The sequence below is a fragment of the Paenibacillus ehimensis NBRC 15659 genome (assembly GCF_004000785.1).
Classification (GTDB): domain Bacteria; phylum Bacillota; class Bacilli; order Paenibacillales; family NBRC-103111; genus Paenibacillus_G; species Paenibacillus_G ehimensis.
In genome coordinates this window covers 1-4,267 of sequence record NZ_BILX01000155.1, presented here as the reverse complement: position 1 = coordinate 4,267, position 4,267 = coordinate 1, and the positions used below count along the sequence as shown (strand labels likewise).

The following is a 4,267-nucleotide window of genomic DNA, read 5'->3' as shown; positions in this document are numbered from 1 at the left end:
CCAGTATGAAGATGAGGAGACGGGACTGTACTACAACCGCTTCCGATACTATTCGCCACATGAAGGGATCTACACGCAGCAGGATCCGATTGGGTTAGAAGGTGGAATACGGCTGTATGGGTACATATCTGACCCGAATATTGAAGTTGACGAGTTTGGTTTATTTGCAAACCATCGACGGAGAAAAAATGGACAGTTTGCCAAAAAACCAGGTCCACGACCTAAACCCAAGCCAAGCCTACACGGAAATTCTAGAGCATCGAATAAGCCAGCAGTGTTATATGCTTTATACAACGAATCTGATGAATTTCAGAAGTGGGGTATAACAAATGAAGTTAAAGATCTAAAAAAACGGTACGGTAATACAATTCCCAGTACTTGGTCAATGGATCCAATTGATTCTGGTGCAAGAGACGAAATCCTAAATTTAGAACGTGAGTTAGCTGAAAAACGACCGGGTTCTCTAAATAAAGAGTCATGGGCAGGAAGTAAATTAGGAGAATCACTAAGTCCAAGAGCTGAGAAAGCATTTAAGAAAATAAGGTGTCTTCCATAAGAGAATCTATGATTAAGGTGGTAGAAAAATGAAATTAAACATAGGTGTTAGATTAGGTGGTACACCTGAAATAAGTAATGCTATTATGCCCCTTGTTGTTAATCTTAGGAAAAAACTAGACTCGGCATTTCTTTCCGCTAACTTTGGAGATGATGTAGCTTCAGTGGATTATCTTCTTTGCATCAACGGTGAAATAGTAAAATATTTTGAGACAAGCGGTGTCTATGGAACTAAATTCATGTCCAAAAAGAAGGTCATATATGTCGATATTTGTATAGATGAATCTATATGGACAAGTAATGAGAAGGAAAATGAGTTAATTTTTTTGGACAAATTTAAAAAACTATTGTTAGAAAGTGGGAAAGAAATAAAAGATAAATTGCAAAAAAAGAAGCTGGATTTTAATTACAATTTATTTGAAGAAAAAATTTTAAGTTGCTTCTAGTGAACGTTTTGTAAATCTCAGTGTTAGTTGTATTTCTTCATCAACTAGGATTAAGCCATGTGGAGAAGTCTCCTCATGGTTTTTTCTGTGAGAGTATATAGACATATAAGAGAAGAATAACTTGCAAATAGTTTGGTAAGGACATTCTCTTTATAATAATTAGCCCCCTAAAATGTTCCTTTTCAAGCTATTGAAAAAGTAAAGGAGGAGCCAAATTTCAATATGGATAGCCATAAAGAAAGCTATATGATTAAGGAAAGGTCAAAATACCACAACCCTCAAATTGATGGGAGTTATTGTATCGGTAGTAAAAATGAGGTCTTGATTTAGTAGAAGAGGGGTATGTTAGGATACCTTGGGGTGAAGCACCTAGTGCCCCATCTGCTACCTTAACCCGTTTTTGAAGGCGTAGTAGCTCACTGAATTTAGCGTTCTTATTGCGCCAACGAAGATACTTCTGAATGGCATCAGCTAATTCATCGTGGTTCCCATAGTTGGAACAGGACAGAACAAAAGAACGGAGTGGCGGAAAATGACACTCGATGTGATTCAGCCATGACGAATAAGTGGGTGTAAAAACAAGCTCTATATTGTTTTCTGCGGCAAACTCTCTTACTTTCACGGTTTTATGAATGCTGTGATTGTCCAACACAATATAAAGCCGTTGGGAACGATGGTAGCGGTGGCGAAGATCTTGAAGGAATGACAAGAAGTCGCGGCTCGTTTTTTGTTTTCGATTATACCCGTAGAGAAGGGCCTAAATATCCTTTCCATATTCAGGTTTATATTCGCTGAGTGGCACTAGATACGACAGTAATTTTCCAGGCAGACCCGACCCTAAATTCTCAATAGATACACTTACTTTTACAAGTGGAGAGACCACTAGCAAAGGTGGAATACGAAATACAAAGGAATTTTGGGAACAGTGGGCCAAAATGAGACCGGAAACACTAAGCCCTTCCATAAATATTTGATTGAGAACTACACCAGGTTAAAAGTATCACCAAGAATTGATGATGTATGGATTGAACATTTTCCTGAGCATAAGGGCTACTTAAAAGATATTTTAATTCATCACCATGTTGATTGGGGAAGATATGCAATACCTGTACCAGGTGATACACATGTGGGTTCAGGAGGAGTATGGCATTATAAGGGAGGTTGTTTACCATGACTACAGGATTAATTTCATTAGAGGATATGGTAATGATGTTGGAAAATGATTTTAAGCCTCTGGAACATATTGTTACAGGATTAATCTTAAAAAAGAAAAAAACATTACACGAAGATACCAGAAAAGCAGAGCAGATATTTGGGGTGAAATTTCATCCCGATTTTGAAAAATTGATTTCCAATTATGATTTTGGAGATTTTAGCATATCAGGAGTGCATTTTGGAAATGGAGATAATTACCTTGAAAAGTTAAGGGACCTTCAAAGAGCATTTATCAAGAAAATCTTCTAACCTAAAGATGAATATATTTGTATAGCGACAGGAGACTATTATTCTATTATTACCAATACAAATACTGGCTATATTTTTGCTTTTGTAAATAATATTCCATTTGAAGAAAAAATTTGTGTATCTCTATCCTTTTCCCTTTTTATACAAGGTCTAGGTACTTCCTATTTATTTAGAAAGGAAGACAGAGGAATTGAATTCTTAGATATTGCAGAGCAAAATTTTGGGATGAATAGTCTTAAGTTCTGGAGAGAGATAGTATGAAACCATAAAATTTATATGCAGAAGAGAATGGGGGAAGGTTAGAATAAGTTATCAATAGTATGTATTTTGTTTTTGAAATAAAATTAAATAGATAATTAATAATTACAGATAGGTCTACTTTGTGTGTAATACACGAAGGTAGGCCTTTTTCGTTGATCATTGTTACCTTGACGTGCTGTCCGAAGTCATCCACGCGTATCTGGATGGAAATTTTCTGGAAAACGACGCGTTTCAGCGCGGATCTTCACTCGGGGATCTGTTTCTTCAATACGAGGAGAACGACTGGGAGTTATTCAGCGGATCGTCTCCCATGCGGGCGAGGTGGTGATGCCGGACATCAGCACCCATGCCCCGCGTCTTTGGATAGGCACGCCATATAGCGGTAACGATGCGTTGGGACAGACGACCCGTATGTCCTATGAAGGTCATCTGATGCTCCGGAAGACGGACCGCAACGGGTAGAGCTTCTACTGGCGTTATGAAGGCCCGACCACTGGAGCGCGCTGCGTTCATACGTATGTGCTGGAGCGCGATGCGAACGGAAGCATCGTTCTCGAAACGGGCTTTGACGGAATCGTACGGCAGTACGTGCGAAGCCCCGCAGGCTTGCTTCAGAAGGTGGAACGGCCCGGAGGACGATGGACGGCCTATAGCCATGACGTCATGGGGCGCGTCACGCAAGTGGAATATAGCGACGGTCTGGTGGAGACGTTTAGGTACAACCGTGTCGGGGAATTACTGGAGACAGCCAATCCTTTTGCGACGGTGAAGCTGGACTATGACCGGGCGGGTCGTATCATTAAGGAATGGCGTGATGCATACTGGGTAGCGAGTCAATATGATGAAACGGGCAACCGCACGAAAGTAAGCAGCAGTCTTGGCGCACATGTGACGATGGAGCGCGACGTCTTGGGGCAAGTTAGCCAGATGCAGGCGCAGCAGCAGCGTGGAGGCGACGCAGCTCAGACCGGCGGCACGCCGTGGATGGCGCAGATGAAGTACGACGCGCTTGGACAAGAGATTGAGAGACTGCTGCCGGGCGGCGTGATCAGTAGCTGGCAGTACGATATCGCGGGACGGCCTGAACGGCACAGCGTGAAAGCGGGCGGACGGGAAACCCGCAGACGAAAGTATACGTGGGACGTCAATAACCGTCTAAAGTCCGTGCTCAACGAGCTGACCGGCAAGAAAACACAGTACGGATACGACGATTTTGGAACCTTGATCGGAGCTACGAACGACTTCGGCAAAATCTTCCGCATGGCCGACGAAGTCGGCAACCTGTACAGCAGCGGGCATAAGACGGACCGGGTGTACGGAGCCGGCGGGCGGCTGCTGGAGTTCAACGGGACGAAGTACAGCTACGACGAAGAAGGAAATCTCGCGGAGAAAATCGATCCGGACGGCACGCATTGGCGTTATGAGTACTATGGCAACAATATGATGAGCAAGGTCATACGGCCGGACGGGCAAGAAGTTACGTTTACGTATGATAGTCTTGGTAGGATTGAGAAGCATTTTAACGGTGTGGTACACTGTTA

General features: G+C 42.5%; 4 protein-coding genes and 2 pseudogenes. 5 read left to right on the top strand and 1 reads right to left on the bottom strand.

Features of this window, described 5'->3' with window-relative positions; all coding sequences use genetic code 11:
* Window positions 1-556 (top strand): RHS repeat-associated core domain-containing protein (locus PEH01S_RS33935; RefSeq protein ID WP_164828145.1); only part of this gene is annotated, 556 nt, incomplete at its 5' end.
* Window positions 557-584: 28 nt separating this feature from the next.
* Window positions 585-1,001, top strand: coding sequence for an Imm12 family immunity protein (locus PEH01S_RS33930; RefSeq protein WP_127490426.1), 417 nt, complete (start codon window positions 585-587; stop codon window positions 999-1,001).
* Window positions 1,002-1,251: 250 nt separating this feature from the next.
* Here PEH01S_RS33930 and PEH01S_RS36255 read toward each other — a convergent pair.
* A pseudogene (locus tag PEH01S_RS36255) lies at window positions 1,252-1,719 on the bottom strand (transposase); the annotation flags it as partial.
* Window positions 1,720-1,926: 207 nt separating this feature from the next.
* On the opposite strand from PEH01S_RS36255, the gene PEH01S_RS36250 reads away from it, so the two are divergent.
* From PEH01S_RS36250 to PEH01S_RS33910, 3 genes and pseudogenes are all read left to right on the top strand, one after another.
* The gene (locus tag PEH01S_RS36250) at window positions 1,927-2,175 is read left to right on the top strand and encodes a hypothetical protein (protein WP_218032731.1); all 249 of its coding nucleotides are present in this window, start codon (window positions 1,927-1,929) and stop codon (window positions 2,173-2,175) included.
* Window positions 2,172-2,465, top strand: coding sequence for a hypothetical protein (locus PEH01S_RS33915; protein ID WP_127490424.1), 294 nt, complete (start codon window positions 2,172-2,174; stop codon window positions 2,463-2,465). The genes PEH01S_RS36250 and PEH01S_RS33915 overlap by 4 nt, the downstream gene beginning before the upstream one ends.
* Window positions 2,466-3,245: 780 nt before the next feature.
* Window positions 3,246-4,267 (top strand): annotated as a pseudogene (locus PEH01S_RS33910) (RHS repeat protein); the annotation flags it as partial.

Coding starts and splice junctions, on each gene's coding strand:
- PEH01S_RS33930 (WP_127490426.1), top strand. CDS start 585: ATGAAATTAAACATAGGTGTTAGATTAGGTGGTACACCTGAAATAAGT.
- PEH01S_RS33915 (WP_127490424.1), top strand. CDS start 2,172: ATGACTACAGGATTAATTTCATTAGAGGATATGGTAATGATGTTGGAA.